A 16,139-nucleotide genomic window follows, 5' to 3' on the forward strand; every position below is an offset into this window, starting at 1 on the left:
GGTAGGTTTTTTGGAACGGTAAAAGATGACTACATTAAACACAAATTTCCCATTATCTGTACTTAGTAACAATCAAACAGTTGTAGCAAAGGAAAAATCCAAAAAAATGACGGTTGCAGAGTTTGTTGCTTATATGGAAAAAAATCCCAATGAGTGCGTAGAATTGATTGACGGTCAAATCGTTGCTATGGCTGGCGGTTCATCAAATCATAGCCTGATTATTTCAAATTGCCTTGATGTTAAATTTTTTTAAGAAAGAATATGCCAGATTGCAAGGTTCGCCCTAGTGATTTTGGCATTCAAACATCGGAGTATCAGGTTCGTTATCCTGACTTTTCCATTGCTTGTGGTGTTGAAGGTGATGCACTTGTAACGGCAAGACCAATTCTAATTGGCGAAGTTCTGTCAAAAAGCAATACAAACAAAGAAATGCCAATGAAAATTGATGAATATAAAAACCTTCATTCCGTTGAAGAGATTGTCATGATTTCCCAAAAAACAAAATCGGTTACCATTCATCGCAGGGGTAAGCTGTTTGGTTGGCATGAAGAAACTTATACTAATGGGATTGTTGAATATAAATCAATAGGGTATTCTTTTGATATTGATGATTTATATATTGATACTGATATTGGGAATAATAAGTAGGGCGTGTTGAACCTTTATAACACAATTTAACATTTAGAAATTTTATAGAAATAAAATAGTGTTTTTGCATGAAAAATGGCTAAATCTTGTTTTTCTTCGTCAAAAGCTTGTTTGATAGAATGACTATCAAACTTCACTTTTTCCTTGAAAAACGTGCGATTTTCCTCATTTTTCATTGCAAATACAAAAGTTCAACACACCCTAATGATGCAAAAATATCAACCGAATTGGCTTGGTATTTTTATGCACTAGTATGTCAATTCATCTATAATTCTGCTTATCGGACTTGGGATTAAGGTGGGTTGGCAAGGGGTGCAGGGGGGTTTGGTTGTAACTTCTTTTAAGATTTGGGCGTGTAGGAGCGAATTGCAATTCGCCCTGAATTTATTTTACAAAACTCTCTGTAAAAACAATCATTTTTGTGTACTATGACAATAAAAAACACGATAATCACCGTGTTTTTTATTGGATTTATTTTAAAAATCTAGTGCCAAAATCAATTTAGGCGTTTGCCTGTTTCGTCTATATAAAATTCTTCGCCGTTTAGTTGCACTAGGGCTTTACCATTTTCAAAAACCCAAGCATTATCATATTGAACAGGGATAACCACTTTACCTTTGTTATCAATAAACTCAAATTTGCCGTTTTGTTTTACTTTTGCCAAGCCGTCTTTAAGACAATCCACAGAAGTATATCCCGTTACCTGCGGTTTTTCACACGCTAAGGCAGATACCGATGATAAGGCTGGGGCGATGACTGGCGGTTTTAGCAACTTTTTCATAAAAATCTCCGTATTGAGTGGATATGATACAACCTTATTTTACAAACATATTTTAGCAAAACAAGTATATAACTTAAAGAAATAGTGTATATTATTTTGCCTTTATCTCCCCCCAACTCACCCCAAATCTTGCCAAATATTTCCTTAATCTATCACTATCATTGCCACTTGCTTTATTTAGCCGTGAATGATTAAATAACGCCCGCCCTGCACTTGCCAGATTATCATGCTGTTGGCAAATACTGACGACATGGATAAGCTGTATTTTGTCAAATTCATCTAGCTCTTGGGCGTGGATTTTGTCGTATAGAGTAGGGCTGATGTTGGCGTATTTGTCCGTCTCGTCTGTCTTGTCCGTGTCATCGCTTGCCCATAATTCGTCCAGTTGCCCAATTTCATCAATGACCAATTTTTCATCAATAATCCCATTCTCGGCAAGCGTGGCAAGGCGTAAAATGCTCGCCGACAAATCCCTAAAATTCCCTGCCCACACCGCCCGAGTACTCATCGCATACGCCAAATACCGCTCGTAGGCACTCGGGCGAAACCGCACCGCACGCCCAAGCTCTTGCCCCACTGCGATAAGCTGATAGGCGATGTTGGGAGCGATGTCCTCACGGCGGTCTTTTAGGGCAGGCAGGGTGTATTGCCAAACGTTGATACGAGCGTACAAATCTTCACGGAACGTCCCTGCTCGCACGCACGCCTTTAAATCCTTATTCGTCCCTGCAATCAGCCAAAAATCACTGTGTACAGGCGTATCCGACCCCATAGGATAAAACGCCTTGTCTTCTAAGGCGGTCAAAAGCATCGCCTGTTCGTCCGCCCCAAGTTCGCCAATCTCGTCCAAAAACAGCACGCCCTTATGAGCGGTCAAAAGATAGCCGTCTCGTGCCGTCATCGCCCCTGTGAACGCCCCTTTTTTATGCCCAAAAAGTGCCGAATACGCCATATCGCCACGCAACGTGGCACAGTTTACGTCCACAAACCGCCCAGAGACGAGATGACGAGATTTTTTGAGCTCAAAAATCCGCCTTGCCAGTCGGGATTTGCCCGCCCCTGTCGCCCCCATGATGAGCATGGGCGAGTTTGAGCCGAGTGCGACTTGTTCTATCTGTCCGATAAGGCGGTTAAAGGCGGGATTTTTGGTTTCTATGCCTGTTTTTAAAAATTTGACCGCATCGTTTTTGACCTTATCCAAGCGACTGGCAAGGGCATCGTAGCGAGCCAAATCAAGGTCTATCACTTCCACACCGCAGTCGGTCGTGTCGCCTTTTGGCGGAGCGGTTTGTAAAATGGTGCTGGGAATTTGCCTGCTTTCCACGAGCAAAAACAGACAAATTTGAGCAACGTGCGTGCCTGTGGTGATGTGGGTAAGATAATTTTCTTGTTCAATATCAAAAGGATAGCTGTCCGCCCATTCGGCAAGTTTGTCATACACTTCCCCAAAATCCCAAGGGTTGTCAAGGGGCGTATGAATAAGATTGACCGTGATGTCAGGGCGAATCTCCTTAATATCCGCCACGACTTGCAGGGCTAGGCGTTCGTATTGTGGGGCGATAAACAGCTCCACACGGTCAAAGGTCATCACTTGATGTACATTGACATTGGGTCGCCACTTTTTTCGCCGTCTTTGGCTAAATCCGTCATCTAATACCGTGCCAAGAAAGCCTATCATGACTGATTTTTTCATGGTTAATCTTCCAAATCTTCGTTAAATTCGCACGCACATTGGGCTATGGTTTCATTCATTTCGTCAATGGTTGCCCCTTGTGTAGCGGTTAAAATACCAAAAATATCATCAAATCGTCCTGTGGTCGTGGACGGATTTTGAATTGGCGTGTCTGTTTGCAAAAAGTCTGTATTCATGTTCTAAATTTTTTCTATAATTTTAGATAGAAATATATCTTTTATTATAGATTTTTCCAAAAATATTGACAAGATGATTTTTATTTTTAACTCATTTAAAAATTTTAATCCATTAAAAATCAATTACTTAAAAACTAATTTTGGCAAATTTTTCAACTTGGCACGACATTTGGATAATAAAAAGTGTAGGCACTATTTTATTGGGTTTAAAATTTTTACTATCTTTGGAGAAAATATGTTAAGTAATTATCAAAATATCGGTTTTTTAGGCGAGACTGAACAACAATACAATCAATTGATTGAATTGGTCATCAAACACAAAAACCACCAACAACACAGCCATGATTTTAATTACGATATTTATCGTGATATGAATGGTTTGGAATTGTGGTTAATTTTAAATAGCAATCATCAAATTACCAGTCTTGAACCTTATTTTAAAGGTCAAACGCACCAAATAGGCGTGGACGGTCTTTTTGTTGATGAAGTTTATGGCACAGGTTGGGTGCAGGGTTGGATAAATGCAACGGCTTATGAAAATGACGAATGGGTAAATGGCGATTGTCCTTTGATTATTGATGTGCCAAATGTGGCAACCTTAGGCGATATTGGCGGTCATATTATTCAGATGAATTTATGTGCTTTCGCCAGAGAAATAGAAATCTTTGATAATCAAGAAAGTTATGATAATAGCGGTCAAATTTGGGCAAGTGAAAGTCTAAGCCCTAGCGGTATGTTTACAGGGGGCGAAGGAAATATTACCGCTCGTATTCATTTATCGGGCGAAGTTGTAAAAGTTAATTGTTTGGTAAATAAATTAACCAATTTAAAATTTTATCATTGCCAAATCAAAAGCTATGGCGGTATTTTTGACGCTGTTTATGCGATTGATTTATTTGAAAAAATGCCAAAAACTGGCAATATCATCACAGGTAATTATTGGCTAACAGGTCAAATTTGTCATTAAATGATTTTAAGGAAAAATTATGCAAAAATTTATCTTACTTCGTGGTCATCAAGGTTCTGGCAAATCCACCTTTGCCGAGCAAAAAATCGACGAATTTCAAGCCCAATTTCCAAAAGGTGAGATTATTCATATTGAAAATGATAAATTGCTTACCGATGAAAACGGCAATTACCATTGGTCGCCAGAGCGTATTGAAAAAGCGGTGAGACAAGGGCAGACGATGATGAAAAATGCCTTTGCAGACGCACGCCAAAACCCCAATAAAGATATGCTCATTATCAATTCCAATACCAACCAAAAATCATCAGGCTGTATTCATCTGTTAAAAACCGCTCGTAAATATGGGCTGATTACCGAAGTCTATCGTTTGCATAACTTTTTTGATAATACGCATAATGTCAAACAAAGCGATGTCTTATCGGCTTATATTAAATTAAACCAAAATAAACTAAGAGATGAAATTCATATAGAACCAATCTGTCCGATGAGTGATGAGATAAAACAAGAAATTGAAAAAATGAGCAAGTTTGATAATAAAAACACACCTTTTGACGAAAACCGACAAAGTTATATCAGCGATGAATATCTACAATATGGCAAACGCAATTTTATTATCAAGCAATCAAAAACCTATCCAGAGCTTTTTGTATTAAAATATAAGCGAGACATATTTTATAACAATAATTTTGATAATGCCCTGCTTGAAATGCGTGGAACGGTGATTGACGAATACAATAATATCATTGTTCGCCCCTTTAAAAAAGTATTTAATTATTCCGAACGCATTGCCAAAAAATCAAAATATCCCATTAGCATAGACGACAATCATTTGGTGGATGCGGTATTAAAGGTTAATGGATTTTTGGGCGTGTGTACTTATGTGGAGCTTAATGAAACGCACCCAAGTTTTAATGCCAGTTTTAATCATCAGGTTTTGTATTCTACCACAGGTTCTTTGGACAGCGATTTTGCCAAAATGAATCAAGCTCATTGTGAAAAATACGAGCCGTTATTTAAACAATACCCCAATCATACATTTTTATTTGAGATTACCGATGAAAAAGACGTGCATATCATCAAAGAAGCGTTTGGAGAGACTTTAATCGGGATTATTGATGTGGCAACAGGGAGACAATTTAGTGAAAGCGAAATTGATGAAGTTGCCAATACGTTTAATGCCGAGCAAGCCAAGCAAGGCAATGCCATTAAAATTATCCGCCCAACCATCATCAAAAATATCCCGTTTGGTGAATTAAAAGCGTTATTAAAAACGGTAGAACACGAAGGCTTTATGGTGTTTGATAGCCAAAGCCAAGAGCTGTTATTTAAATTAAAATCGCCGTATTATCTGATTTCTAAGTTTTTGGGTAGAAGTAACACAGTCAATATCGGGCGAAAACTGGATAAACGCCACGTTGATGAAGAATATTATCCGCTCATTGATTATATCAAAGACAATCAAGCTAAATTTAATGAATTGTCGGAGCTGGATAAGATTGGATTTATTCAAGAGTTTTTAAAAAATATTTAATTATTTAAAATAGGAAAAATCATGATTTATTTTACTTCCGATTGGCATTTTAGCCATAAAAATATTGTTAAATTTTGCCCAACTTTTCGTACGCCTTTTGCTACCATTGATGACATGGATAACGAGCTGATAGAGCGTTGGAATGCCACCGTCTGCCCTGATGATGTGGTGTATAATTTGGGCGATGTGTCATTTAGCCATGATTTAAAAGCGATTGAAAAAACGCTGTCGCAATTAAATGGCAAACACCATTTGATATTGGGCAATCATGATGGTTTGATTGCTCGTCATCAAGAGCGATTTTTAAAGGCTATCAAAAATGACGGCAATCCCATGTTATCATCGGTGCAAGATTATTTAAAATTAAATTTGAAAGAATTAAAACGCACGCTGATTTTATTTCATTATCCCATTGATGAATGGGACGGTTGTCATAAAGGCTATTATCATTTTCATGGGCATATTCATGACCGCATGGCAAAGGTCAAAGGCAAGATTTTAAATGTCGGTTTTGATTTGCATGGGCGGTTTTTGACGCTTGATGATATTGATGAGTTTTTGAAGGATTTGCCCAATGTATCGCATTTTGGCAGTGATGATGAGATTGTGCTTTGTGATGATGTTTGTCAAAATGCTAAGAGGATAAAATATGAATTGTTAAAGACAAATACTTAAATACAGCTAATAAAATTGAATTTTACTACGGAAACCGTTCGCCCTAAACTTGTCGAAGGGTCGGTTTCCGTTATGGTTCGACAGGCTCACCACGAACGGGAACCGTAGTACTTTTTCATTTTGTAGAGTGTACAAATACTTGAATTTAAGTATTGAATTAAATTTTTATTTTTGGTATTATAGCCATAGTATTTTTAAATTAATTTAAGAGGATTTTATTATGATAAGCCAAGAATTAACCCATAAACTATTAACAAAAAACCCTTATTTTAATGTCTCTGGTTTGACTTCATCAGAAGCCAACTATATCTGCGAGCGTATCAAAGAAACCCTAAAACCAATCCAAGATGAGATTGCCAATCTAGAAACGCACACATCTAGCCTTGATGGTGAAGCATTGGATAATTTTAAAAGGGTTAATGACATTGACGGCAAGCTTGCCAGAATTGGTAAGTTATACGCCATTTCTGCTTTTTTTAGAAGTGCCATTAAAGAAAAAGACAATCGCCTTGATATGATTAACACCAAAATCAAACAAGTGCGAGATGAACAAGATACATTATTGGCGGGCATTGATATGTTAGAATTGCAACGCCTAATCAATGTGGATATGGAAGATTATCTTTTAACGTTGCCATTATCTGATGTGATGGCTTACAAAACTGCCGAAGCCAAAGCGTCTCATATTGGCAAATTTATCCATAACTTTGATAAAATCCGCACAAGCCTTACCAAAAAAGAACGCATTAGTTTTAAAGAAGTGGGCGAGCAGGTATTTAAAATTCATCATACACCATTATATGAGCTAGATGAATTGCAACAATTACAAAACTATCTATTAGCCGAGCATAGAGAATATGAAAGTACGGTCAATGCCTATAAAGCCAAATTCCGTGAATTTCAAAATAAATCGCTTGTAACTTATGAAGAAGAGTATAATAAACGTTCTCACGAACGCCAAATGCTGTTAAACGAAAAAGTAAAAGCCGAAACCGAAAAACTCATCGCTATAAAAAACGAGATTGCCAACTTTAAAATCATCGTGCCAAATGAATTTAAAGCAATCATTGATGAGTTATTGACCGTAAAACCTTTATGACCGATTTTGGGGAAATGGGTTTTGACCTATAAATCCCATTTTACCCAAAAACCAAAGTAGCACAAGGCGTAATAAATTGGCATTTTTGCCCTAGCATTGAACATGCAACGAACTTTTAATTCGTTTATGAAACCATCGCCCTATTTTTATCCTTTAAAGTTTACCAATTTTTAAAAATTGGACTTTTAAGGCATTATCTTTGACTTTGACTTAATAAAAATAGGGGTCTTTGCTTTTGATTTGGGTGTTGCCTGCGTGCCTTGTGCTACTTTATCTTTTTATCTTTTATTTTCTTATCAATCATTTATCAAGCACTTCCCAAATACCCCACAAACAACATAATCACTACAAAAATTTTGCCCTTTCAAACAAAAATCATTTGGCAATTTGGCAAAAATGGTGTATTTTATAGCGTAATATTTGCTTACATTTAAGTGTCTGATTGTGATTAATTTTTGAGCAATTTGACCGGTTTTACTGCTAATACATTCCATTTTAGAATATTAAGGAAGAATCATGCAAAATTTTAGCGTCCCTGCCGACCGTCCTTGGGTAAAAACCTACACCGATAATGGGCTTGATATTAATGTCAAGGTGCCAGACGGTGTCAATTCCCTGCTTGACAGCTTTGAGCAGAACTTTGCCAAACACGGCAACAAAGTCGCCCTAACGTGTATGGGGGCGTCCATTACTTATCGTGAGCTTGACACATACAGCCGTCAGATTGCCAGTTATTTGCAGTCGCTTGGGCTGGTTAAGGGCGATAAAGTGGCGTTGATGATGCCAAATATTTTGCAGTATCCGATTGTGATGATGGGCATTGTGCGAGCAGGTCTGACCCTTGTCAATGTCAATCCGCTGTACACACCGCATGAGCTAGAACATCAGCTTAATGACAGCGGGGCAAAGGCGTTGTTCATCGTGGAGAACTTTGCTCACACCTTTGAAAAAGTCAAAAATAAAGGGCAAGTCAAGCACGTCATCGTGGCGAGCATTGGCGACATGATGGGACTCAAAGGCATTTTGGTGAATTTGGTCGTTCGCCATGTCAAAAAAATGGTGCCAAGCTGGAATATTCCCAATGCCGTGAGTTTTAAAGATGCCCTAACAGCGGTGTCGGCAAGTCGCTATGTCCGCCCTGAGTTGTCGCTTGATGACATTGCGGTATTGCAGTATACAGGCGGTACGACAGGCGTGGCAAAGGGGGCGATGCTCACGCATAAGAACCTTGTGATTAATGTTGAGCAGTGCATGACGTTTGTCAATAAGGTCTTTCCTACTAATGAAGATTTGACGGGCAAATATATCGCCACGGCGTTGCCACTGTATCATATTTTATCATTTACAGTATCCATGCTTGGCTTGAAGATGGGGTTTAGCTTGCTACTCATCACCAACGCCCGTGATTTTGATGCCTTGACCAAAGATTTTGCCAAATATCGCCCTGTGTTTTTCCCTGCGGTCAATACTTTATTTAATGCGTTGGCTCATCATGAAGGCTTTAAAAACCTTGACCATTCCAATCTACGTCTATCGCTTGGTGGGGGTATGTCGGTGCTACCAAGCACGACAGAAGCGTGGGAGAAACTCACGGGTACTTACATCGTTGAAGGCTACGGCTTGTCCGAGACATCGCCTGTTGCCACGCTAAATCCGCCAGGGAGCTACACGGGCAAAATCGGCATTCCATTTCCCAATACTGACATCATTCTATTGGACGATGATGGCAAAGAAGTGGCACTTGGCGAGGCAGGCGAGATTGCCATCAAAGGTCCTCAGGTCATGGTAGGCTACTACAACCGCCCCGATGAGACCGAAAAGACCATGACAAAAGACGGTTATTTTAAGACGGGCGACATCGGTGTGATGGACGAGCAGGGCTTTGTCAAAATCGTTGACCGTAAAAAGGACATGATTTTGGTGTCGGGCTTTAACGTCTATCCTAATGAAGTTGAAGAAGTCATCGCCGCTCACCCCAAAGTGCTAGAATGTGGCGTGATTGGTGTGGCAGATGACCACAGTGGCGAGCTGGTCAAGGTTTATGTCGTCAAAAAAGACGACAGCTTGACAGAAAAAGAGGTCATCGCATGGGCAAAAGAGAATTTGACAGGTTATAAACGCCCAAAATTTGTGGAATTTATCAGCGAATTGCCAAAATCCAACGTGGGTAAAATCTTGCGTAAAGATTTGCGTAAATTAGAAGAAAGCAAAAAAGCCTAATGGCATTCAAAACCGCTCATGATTTGGGCGGTTTTGTTTTGGGGTAAAAACTGTTACAATAGTCCATATTCATTTATCTAAATCATTAAAAGGCACATCATGCGACACGACAACCGTGAATTATCCCAATTACGTTCTATTAGTTTTACCCGCAACTACACCAAACATGCCGAAGGTTCGGTATTGGTGTGTTATGGCGACACCAAAGTGCTATGCAACGTCAGCATAGAGCAGGGTGTGCCACGTTGGTTAAAGGGGCAAGGTCAAGGCTGGCTCACTGCCGAGTACGGCATGCTCCCACGAGCCACAGGCACTCGCACTCAACGTGAAGCGACTAAGGGCAAGCAGTCAGGTCGTACCCAAGAGATACAACGCCTTATCGGGCGGTCGCTCCGTGCCATGCTCGATTTGTCAAAGTTGGGCGAGAACACCATTTATGTGGACTGCGACGTCATACAAGCAGACGGTGGCACACGCACGGCAAGTATCACGGGTTCGGCAGTGGCACTCATCGATGCCTTAGAGAGCCTACAACGAGACAAGAAACTTACCACAGACCCACTCATCGGACTGGTGGGGGCGGTGTCGGTCGGCATCAAGGACGGACGGGCGTATTTGGATTTGGATTATAGTGAAGACTCGACCTGCGATACCGATTTGAATGTGGTCATGACCCAAGCAGGCGGATTTATTGAGATTCAGGGCACGGCAGAAGACAAGCATTTTACTCGTGAGCAGGCAAATGCCATGCTTGACCTTGCTGAGTCGGGGATTAAAGAGATTTTTGAATTACAAAAACAAGCGTTGGGCTGGTAATGCTAAAAGTCATTGATGATGGCGTGTCTATTACGCTAAACGGCACGGAGTCGAATCCTATCTTTGTCATGGCAGGGGCGCTTGTCGCCTTGGCGGTATGCGTGGCGGTGGTTGCCATGACCGCTCCTGTGGAGATTACCATTGGGGTGATGGCAGTGTTTGCAGTGCTGATTTTTGGTTTTAATATCTACAAAAACCGCCTAAAATACCAAAGCCGTGTCGCCACAGGGGTGATTATCATCAAAAATCGTGCCTTTATCGCACAGGGGCAAAACGTCAAACTGAGCGACAATGCTCGTATTGAGCTGATAAATGATACCTTAGTCATCACTGACTTGGGCAGAAGCTGGCATATCTTGGGTTTTGATAATGACAAAGAACGCCACGTCGCCAAATCAGTACTAGAAGGTAAGGCATTAGAGAAGCGAGAGCAGGCGATACGGATTTTGTAAATTATATAACCACAACCACATAAAAAAGCCCAACATCTGTCGGGCTTTGTTTTTTGACGGGTATTTTTTATTGTCCGCTAGCAGGGGCGGTGGTCTCGGTGCTGTTTTTCTGCTTTTCAAGTTCAGCGATTTGGGCTTCGAGTAGGGCGATTTGCTCGGCTTTGGCGGTGGTCAAATCTTCCATCATGGTAAGCTGTTCTTGGATGAGTTTTTCTTGCTCGGCGATTTGTGAATCTTTGTCTGCCAAACGGTCAATCTCTTCTTTGATGAGTGCAGGGTCGGTTGGAATCTCAGCATTGAGAATTTCATCGGGATTGACCACGGGTTTAATCTCAGGTAGTACGCTGTCACCTGCCACAGGGGCGGTTGCTGTATCGCTTGCCACATCACCTTCGCTTTGTGGAGTAGGACTCTCGGTGCTGTCAGTAGCAGGCGGGGCGGTCTCTTCGGCAGGGGCAGGAGCGACATCAGGGGTACTACTTTCATCGCCACTCATCGCCATGTAGAGTGCTATGCCAATCAGGGCTAAGGCAATCACACCGCCCAAGATGAGCTTGTTGAGCTTTTGAGGGTCGCTAAGTAGCCCTGTAAAGTCGCTTTTGCCACTGGCAGGCTTTGGAGCTTTGGAGGCTTTGGGTTTGGTCATTTTTGGGGTTTTGGGTGAACCATCTTTTTTGCCAAATAATCCTTTTTTAGCAGGCTTATCTTTGGCGGGTTCGCCTTGCCCAAGACCGCTAGCAACGCTCGCCCCTGCGACCGCCCCTGCACCTAGTAGGGCGGTATCGATGTTGTCGTTTGCCACGTCGGTGGGGGCATTGGCTTGGTTTAGGTCATCTAGTTGATTGAAGAAATCATCTTGGGCAGTGTTATCACCAACGTGGGTCAAATCAATGCCAGTGGTATTATCAGTCACGGTCACATCAGATAGGGCGATGTCCACAGGCTCATTGGCAGTCAAGTCAATGTCAGAGTTGGCGACATCGGCAGTGTTTTGGTCAAACAGCTCGTCAAATTCGGCACTTAAATCGACATCAGCGGCAGTGTCGGTGCTGGCATTGGGGTCGGCATTGCCAAAATCAATGTCCAAAAATTCATCATCAAAATTAATCTCGTTCGGGTCTTTTTTCTCTGACATGGGAAACCTATCTTATTGGCTAATTGGGGCTGATGGATGGCAGGGGCGTTCATCGGGCTTGGATAGACTTTTTGATACAAGTCGGGTCTGATGGTGCCAATGAACGCTTGCCAGCAAATATTGCTGTACTATATCAAAATTTACAAGAATTTTCAGCTTTTTACAACAAAATTAAGACAAAAAGCACAAATTTTGACTCAAATTCATGATAGGGCGACATCTGATGGCTATTTTATAAAACGCACCACGCCCACGCTCTCTGTCATCGCCCCTTCGATGGTGGCTTGGATTTGGGGTAGGTCGTCTGCGGTGGGTCGGCGTGCTGTATGTCCACATGCCACGCACTCAATGTACTCATCAGGCTCTGGCGTGAAAATCTGCACCTGCACGGTGGTATCGGTCGCTTTGCATTGGGTGCATTTGACCCCTGCAAGAAATTGGCGTTTTGGGCGGGTGGATTGGTATCTCATGGTGTTTTTCAATAAAAATAGGGGTAGATTTTACCCCCATTTGTGCATTTGTGCAATGGCGGATTACCGTGATTTGGCTATTTGACAAACCCACTATGACGCAGTAACGCCCCCATGTCAGCGTCTCGCCCCATAAAGGCGACAAAGCTGTCTTTGGCAGGGCGAGAACCGCCCATTTGTAGGATTTCGCTTTTGAAGGCATTACCAATGGCAGGGTCAAATACGCCATGCGTGGCGGGGTTTTGACTGTTTTCAAATTTGCCAAAAACGTCCGCCGACAACAGCTCCGCCCATTTATAAGAATAATACCCTGACGCATAGCCCCCTGCAAAAATATGGCTAAACGTGTTGGCAAAACGGTTGTTGGTAGGCGGTTTGATGACGGCTATTTCATCACGCACGCCGTCCAGCACCGCCAAAATCTCATCATAGCCCGACAGCTCTTTGCCATGAATGCGTAAATCAAACAGCCCAAATTCTATCTGACGTAAGGTTTGCAGTCCGCTTTGGAAGTTTTTGGCGTTTAGTAGGGCGGTCAGCTTGTCTTGGGGTAGTGGCTCGCCTGTCTCTACATGGCGACTGATGAGAGCAATGCCGTCTTTATCAATGGCAAAATTTTCCATAAACTGACTGGGCAATTCCACAGCGTCCCACTCCACGCCACTGATACCTGCCACGTCCGAGAGCGTGATTTTGGTGAGTAAATGGTGCAAGCCATGCCCAAACTCATGAAACAGCGTGGTAACTTCATCAAAGGTCAAAAGACTTGGCAAGTCGCCCACCGCAGGCGAGAAGTTGCCCACGATAAAGCCCACAGGGAGCTGTTCAATCTCGCTATCTTTATGCTTTTCTTGAAAGCCTGACAGCCATGCCCCGCCACGCTTGCCCGTGCGAGCAAACAGGTCAAGATACAGCCCGCCTATCAAGCCGTTTTTGTCATGTAGCTCAAAAAACTGCACGTCCGTATGCCAGCGTGGTACGTCTGCCGTCCGCTCGTTAAAGGACACGCCAAAGAGCTTGCCGATGATGTCAAACAGACCGCTAAGCACCACAGGGAGCGGAAAATAAGGGCGAATCTCATCGCTGTTTAGGTTGTATTTTTCAAGGCGGATTTTTTCGGCCAGATAGGGCGTATCCCACGGCTCAACCTTATCAAGCCCAAGCGTTTTACCTAAAATTTCCATGTCCGCCAAATCCGCCTTAGCAAAGGGCGTGGCGTGATGAGCGAGCGTTTTTAAAAAGGTTTCAATCTCATCTTTATCATTTGCCATTTTGCTGGCGAGCGATACTTGGGTGTAGTCGTCAAAGCCGAGCAGTTTGGCTTTTTCTTGGCGTAGGGTGAGTATCTCGCTCATGATGTCGCCATTGTCAAACTCGCCATGCCCATAGCTAGACATGGTACTGGCACGGGTGTTATAGGCATGGTACAAGGTCTCACGCAGGGTGCGGTCATCGGCGTACTGCATGACCGCCAGATACATGGGCACATCAAGTGTGGCGACATAGTCGGTTGCCAGAACGGCATTGGGGTGCTTGGCTTTGTAGGTGTCGCCTGCTGATTTTAACAGGGCAAGACCGCTTGGGGTAATGCCTGACAGCTGGGCTTGGGTTAAGGGTAGGGCGAAGGCTTGGGTTGCGTCTAGGGCGTTGTCTGAGAATTTGGCGGACAGCACCGACAGGCGAGCGGAAATCTCGGCAAAACGTGCTTTTTTGTCATCATCTAAGGCGACCCCTGACAGCGTAAAGCCTTGTAGGGCAAGCTCTACCGCTCGTGTTAGGGCGTTGTCTGCTCCTAGTTTTTCTAAATTATCATTGACAAGTTTATAAAGCTGATACAGCCCCACCGATTGCCCTGTTTTGGTAGAAAAGGCGGACAAGGCAGGCAGTACGTCATGATGAGCGGTGCGAATTTCGGGGCTAGACACCACGCTGTTTAGGTGCGAGAGTATCCCAAAACTGCGGTTTAGGTTCAGATTTAGGCGGTTAAATTGACCGATGATGTCAAGGGCGAGCGTTGGCTCATCGGTCGTTGGTAAATTATCTAAAAACTCATCGGCAACGTTTAAATCTTGCTCCACTAAGGCTTTTAGTGTGCTTGCGTCTGTTTTGTCAAAATCCACAAGGTGTAAACGTTCATCTAGGGCTTGCGTGTGAAAATCAATCATGGGTGTGTTCCTAAAAAGTTTGGGCTTAGAATTTGGATTTATAATAAGGATAACAATTCACTTTTACAAGGTGTAGCGTGGGCGTGGGGTAGGTTGCTTTTATCATAAAAGCGTGGTATGTTTGTCTTTTACTATTTGAATGATTTAAAAGCAAAAACATGACCCCCATTCACGTTGTTTCTTATAATATCCATAAAGGCATGTCGCCCCTAAACCGCCTTGTCAAGCTCCAACGCATGGGGCAGGCGTTGGCGGATTTGCCCATTGATATTTTGTGCTTACAAGAAGTGCAAGGGCAAAACCTAAAACGAGCCATTTCCTTTAACGAATACCCCGACCAGTCGCACCATGAGTGGTTTGGCGAATATCTGTCGCTGTCGCACAGCTATGGCGAAAACGTCCGCTACCCACACGGCAATCACGGCAACGCCACGCTCTCACGCCACCCCCTAGACCCCAAGCACAACGTCAATATCACCGTCTCTCGCCTAGAAAAACGGGGCGTTCTGCACAGTGAGATAACCCCTGACGGTTGGGGTGTGCCTGTGGTGGTGCTAAATGCTCATCTTAACCTACTAGAAGCCGACCGCACCAAGCAATACAAGGCAATCAGCGACTATATCAACAGCGAGATTGATAAGGACAAACCACTCATTTTGGCGGGGGATTTTAATGATTGGGCGAAAAAATCGGGGCGGTTTATGGCGGATTTGGGGCTACATGAAGTCTTTTATACCAAGCACGGCAAACACCCTGCGACTTTTCCTGCCAAGTTCCCCATGATAAGTCTTGACCGCATTTATGTACGGCATTTGACCGTACTGTCCGCCCAAGTGTATGGCGGTGTGCCGTGGTCTGATTTGTCCGACCATTTGTCGATAGGAGCGAGATTGGTATTTGATAAAACGGCGTTTTGTTAAGATATTTTTTATAAATGGGCGTGTAGGATAAACGTGGTGCCAAAAATCAATATCTTATTGCAGGGCAAATTGCAATTCGCCCCTTGTATTATAATACCTAAAACAAAACCCCATTATAAGCAACCATAATGGGGTTTGTGAGAAAGTAGCGTTGTTTCGCCCCTTGTGCTTAAAAGCACGCAGTGTAGATGTTAGCCTACTTTCTCATCCATCATCACCCCGAATGGTATCTACGTCCATAAATTGCAAATGTGTTTTTTGATGAGCAATGCTAAAAATAGACTGGTAAAATTTAGAATATGATACCAAAATTTGGCTTAGTTTTCAGTAGTTTTATCAGTATTGTTTATTAAACACGTCTTTGGATAGGTTTGTAGATACCATAAACCAC

Annotated in this window: 16 protein-coding genes; 10 read left to right on the forward strand and 6 right to left on the reverse strand. The window is 42.6% G+C overall.

The window, feature by feature from the left end; all coding sequences use genetic code 11:
- Positions 1 to 25: 25 nt before the first annotated feature.
- The gene (locus B5J94_RS06000; protein ID WP_062501763.1) at positions 26 to 253 is read left to right on the forward strand and encodes a PDDEXK family nuclease; all 228 of its coding nucleotides are present in this window, start codon (positions 26 to 28) and stop codon (positions 251 to 253) included.
- 8 nt (positions 254 to 261) lie between these two features.
- On the forward strand, positions 262 to 648 hold the full coding sequence (locus B5J94_RS06005) for a Uma2 family endonuclease (RefSeq protein ID WP_062501765.1): 387 nt from the start codon (positions 262 to 264) through the stop codon (positions 646 to 648).
- Positions 649 to 1,144: 496 nt separating this feature from the next.
- Here the strand turns inward: B5J94_RS06005 and B5J94_RS06010 are convergent, their stop codons facing one another.
- The 3 genes from B5J94_RS06010 to B5J94_RS14135 all read right to left on the reverse strand — a co-directional run bounded on the left by B5J94_RS06010 (position 1,145) and on the right by B5J94_RS14135 (position 3,298).
- Positions 1,145 to 1,429: a WG repeat-containing protein gene (locus B5J94_RS06010; protein WP_062500848.1), complete on the reverse strand. Its 285-nt coding sequence runs from the start codon at positions 1,427 to 1,429 to the stop codon at positions 1,145 to 1,147.
- Between the two features lie 91 nt (positions 1,430 to 1,520).
- A complete protein-coding gene (gene rtcR / locus B5J94_RS06015; protein WP_062500846.1) occupies positions 1,521 to 3,122 on the reverse strand; it encodes an RNA repair transcriptional activator RtcR in 1,602 nt (533 codons plus the stop codon).
- 2 nt (positions 3,123 to 3,124) lie between these two features.
- Positions 3,125 to 3,298 carry a hypothetical protein gene (locus B5J94_RS14135; RefSeq protein WP_156471082.1) on the reverse strand — a complete coding sequence of 58 codons (174 nt, stop codon included), beginning with the start codon at positions 3,296 to 3,298 and terminating at the stop codon, positions 3,125 to 3,127.
- A gap of 235 nt (positions 3,299 to 3,533) precedes the next feature.
- On the opposite strand from B5J94_RS14135, the gene B5J94_RS06020 reads away from it, so the two are divergent.
- The 7 genes from B5J94_RS06020 to B5J94_RS06055 all read left to right on the forward strand — a co-directional run bounded on the left by B5J94_RS06020 (position 3,534) and on the right by B5J94_RS06055 (position 11,058).
- Positions 3,534 to 4,265: a hypothetical protein gene (locus B5J94_RS06020; protein ID WP_143821917.1), complete on the forward strand. Its 732-nt coding sequence runs from the start codon at positions 3,534 to 3,536 to the stop codon at positions 4,263 to 4,265.
- Between the two features lie 19 nt (positions 4,266 to 4,284).
- On the forward strand, positions 4,285 to 5,796 hold the full coding sequence (locus tag B5J94_RS06025) for an RNA ligase (RefSeq protein ID WP_062500842.1): 1,512 nt from the start codon (positions 4,285 to 4,287) through the stop codon (positions 5,794 to 5,796).
- A gap of 21 nt (positions 5,797 to 5,817) precedes the next feature.
- The gene (locus B5J94_RS06030) at positions 5,818 to 6,471 is read left to right on the forward strand and encodes a metallophosphoesterase (protein ID WP_062500840.1); all 654 of its coding nucleotides are present in this window, start codon (positions 5,818 to 5,820) and stop codon (positions 6,469 to 6,471) included.
- Between the two features lie 220 nt (positions 6,472 to 6,691).
- The gene (locus tag B5J94_RS06035; protein WP_062499764.1) at positions 6,692 to 7,570 is read left to right on the forward strand and encodes a hypothetical protein; all 879 of its coding nucleotides are present in this window, start codon (positions 6,692 to 6,694) and stop codon (positions 7,568 to 7,570) included.
- A gap of 516 nt (positions 7,571 to 8,086) precedes the next feature.
- Positions 8,087 to 9,790, forward strand: a complete 1,704-nt coding sequence (locus B5J94_RS06045) for an AMP-binding protein (RefSeq protein ID WP_062499768.1) — start codon at positions 8,087 to 8,089, stop codon at positions 9,788 to 9,790.
- 99 nt (positions 9,791 to 9,889) lie between these two features.
- Entirely contained in the window at positions 9,890 to 10,606 is a 717-nt protein-coding gene (gene rph, locus B5J94_RS06050) for a ribonuclease PH (protein ID WP_062499770.1), read from the forward strand.
- Positions 10,606 to 11,058, forward strand: coding sequence for a hypothetical protein (locus B5J94_RS06055; RefSeq protein ID WP_062499772.1), 453 nt, complete (start codon positions 10,606 to 10,608; stop codon positions 11,056 to 11,058). Before rph ends, B5J94_RS06055 begins: the two co-directional genes overlap by 1 nt.
- A gap of 67 nt (positions 11,059 to 11,125) precedes the next feature.
- On the opposite strand, the gene B5J94_RS06060 is transcribed toward B5J94_RS06055, so the two are convergent.
- The 3 genes from B5J94_RS06060 to B5J94_RS06070 form a co-directional block, all read right to left on the reverse strand.
- Entirely contained in the window at positions 11,126 to 12,193 is a 1,068-nt protein-coding gene (locus B5J94_RS06060) for a hypothetical protein (protein WP_062499774.1), read from the reverse strand.
- 227 nt (positions 12,194 to 12,420) lie between these two features.
- Entirely contained in the window at positions 12,421 to 12,663 is a 243-nt protein-coding gene (locus B5J94_RS06065; RefSeq protein ID WP_062499776.1) for a YheV family putative metal-binding protein, read from the reverse strand.
- A 77-nt stretch (positions 12,664 to 12,740) separates the two neighbouring features.
- Positions 12,741 to 14,828, reverse strand: coding sequence for a M3 family metallopeptidase (locus B5J94_RS06070; RefSeq protein WP_062499778.1), 2,088 nt, complete (start codon positions 14,826 to 14,828; stop codon positions 12,741 to 12,743).
- 158 nt (positions 14,829 to 14,986) lie between these two features.
- Here B5J94_RS06070 and B5J94_RS06075 point away from each other — a divergent pair, with 158 nt between their 5' ends.
- On the forward strand, positions 14,987 to 15,748 hold the full coding sequence (locus B5J94_RS06075; RefSeq protein WP_062499780.1) for an endonuclease/exonuclease/phosphatase family protein: 762 nt from the start codon (positions 14,987 to 14,989) through the stop codon (positions 15,746 to 15,748).
- Positions 15,749 to 16,139 lie beyond the last annotated feature (391 nt).

It is taken from the genome of Moraxella lacunata (genome assembly GCF_002027545.1).
Lineage (GTDB): Bacteria > Pseudomonadota > Gammaproteobacteria > Pseudomonadales > Moraxellaceae > Moraxella > Moraxella lacunata.

Coding starts and splice junctions, on each gene's coding strand:
- rph (WP_062499770.1), top strand. CDS start 9,890: ATGCGACACGACAACCGTGAATTATCCCAATTACGTTCTATTAGTTTT.
- B5J94_RS06000 (WP_062501763.1), top strand. CDS start 26: ATGACTACATTAAACACAAATTTCCCATTATCTGTACTTAGTAACAAT.
- B5J94_RS06020 (WP_143821917.1), top strand. CDS start 3,534: ATGTTAAGTAATTATCAAAATATCGGTTTTTTAGGCGAGACTGAACAA.
- B5J94_RS06030 (WP_062500840.1), top strand. CDS start 5,818: ATGATTTATTTTACTTCCGATTGGCATTTTAGCCATAAAAATATTGTT.
- B5J94_RS14135 (WP_156471082.1), bottom strand. CDS start 3,298: ATGAATACAGACTTTTTGCAAACAGACACGCCAATTCAAAATCCGTCC.
- B5J94_RS06075 (WP_062499780.1), top strand. CDS start 14,987: ATGACCCCCATTCACGTTGTTTCTTATAATATCCATAAAGGCATGTCG.
- rtcR (WP_062500846.1), bottom strand. CDS start 3,122: ATGAAAAAATCAGTCATGATAGGCTTTCTTGGCACGGTATTAGATGAC.
- B5J94_RS06060 (WP_062499774.1), bottom strand. CDS start 12,193: ATGTCAGAGAAAAAAGACCCGAACGAGATTAATTTTGATGATGAATTT.
- B5J94_RS06010 (WP_062500848.1), bottom strand. CDS start 1,429: ATGAAAAAGTTGCTAAAACCGCCAGTCATCGCCCCAGCCTTATCATCG.
- B5J94_RS06070 (WP_062499778.1), bottom strand. CDS start 14,828: ATGATTGATTTTCACACGCAAGCCCTAGATGAACGTTTACACCTTGTG.
- B5J94_RS06045 (WP_062499768.1), top strand. CDS start 8,087: ATGCAAAATTTTAGCGTCCCTGCCGACCGTCCTTGGGTAAAAACCTAC.
- B5J94_RS06065 (WP_062499776.1), bottom strand. CDS start 12,663: ATGAGATACCAATCCACCCGCCCAAAACGCCAATTTCTTGCAGGGGTC.
- B5J94_RS06035 (WP_062499764.1), top strand. CDS start 6,692: ATGATAAGCCAAGAATTAACCCATAAACTATTAACAAAAAACCCTTAT.
- B5J94_RS06025 (WP_062500842.1), top strand. CDS start 4,285: ATGCAAAAATTTATCTTACTTCGTGGTCATCAAGGTTCTGGCAAATCC.
- B5J94_RS06055 (WP_062499772.1), top strand. CDS start 10,606: ATGCTAAAAGTCATTGATGATGGCGTGTCTATTACGCTAAACGGCACG.
- B5J94_RS06005 (WP_062501765.1), top strand. CDS start 262: ATGCCAGATTGCAAGGTTCGCCCTAGTGATTTTGGCATTCAAACATCG.